Here is a 983-nt window from a genome sequence, read left to right on the forward strand (position 1 = left end):
AAAGCCTCCCCGAAGCCAGCGTCAACGACGCCGCGCCGCCCACATCCAACCCTACTACCCCATCCACCGCCGACGAGATCGTTGAGGCCGCCGTTGCAGCCCGCAAGGCGGGAGCGGCGATCCTGCACTATCACGCCAGGACAGCCGACGGCGGTGCGACAAACACCGTTGAGGCAAACGCCGAAATCATCCGCGAAGTCAGGCGGGCGACCGATCTACTCATCCTTCCCACGCTCGGCTTTATCTCGAATGATGCCGACGCCATGAAGCGCATCGACACGGTCGCAACCCTGGCATTGGACCCTGCTACGAAGCCCGACATTGCGCCCATCGATACCGGTTCGGCCAATCTCGAGCTTTGGGATGCCGAGACGCGCAGGTTCGAAAATCCAGAACGTTTGTATCTCAACACGACCGAAAGTCTCGCGCACTACGCGCGTACCTTGGCCGCAAAGGGCGTAAAGCCGAAGCTGGTTTCCTGGTCTGTTGGGTTCACGCGCCGCGCGATCGCTCTGATGGACGCGGGCCTTGTGCGAGGGCCTGCCTACTTTCTCCTGCACCTAACGGGAGGGCGATACATCACCGGGCATCCGCCGACCGAGGCGGGGCTCATGGCGCATCTTGCATTTCTGCCTGACGACCGGCCGATCGAATGGACGGTCAATTGCCTTGGGGGCAATCTGTTGAACATCGCTCCTGCGATCTGCCGCCTGGGCGGCCACATGGCTATAGGAATAGGCGACTATCCCTATCGCGAGTTCGGTATGCCCACGAACGCGGATGTCATATCGCGCGCTGTCGAGATCGCCCAAAAAGTCGGACGTGAGCCCGCTACACCCCAAGAGGCACGCGCGATCCTCGAACTGGACGGCGCGTAGAACCAATACGGCATGCGGCCCGCACAGACGCGGCATAGATTTGGATTTTATGAGGTATGACGTCATATCATGGTCGACGCAGCTGATAAGATAACAGTTCAGGCA

General features: G+C 60.4%; 1 protein-coding gene. It reads left to right on the forward strand.

What is annotated here, in order from left to right; translation table 11 throughout:
• Positions 1 to 878, forward strand: an 878-nt coding sequence (locus C9413_RS32410) for a 3-keto-5-aminohexanoate cleavage protein (RefSeq protein WP_170251619.1), incomplete at its 5' end; no start/stop codon positions are given.
• Positions 879 to 983: the final 105 nt, after the last annotated feature.

The sequence above is a fragment of the Rhizobium sp. SEMIA 4085 genome (genome assembly GCF_013004495.1).
Taxonomy (GTDB): domain Bacteria; phylum Pseudomonadota; class Alphaproteobacteria; order Rhizobiales; family Rhizobiaceae; genus Rhizobium; species Rhizobium gallicum.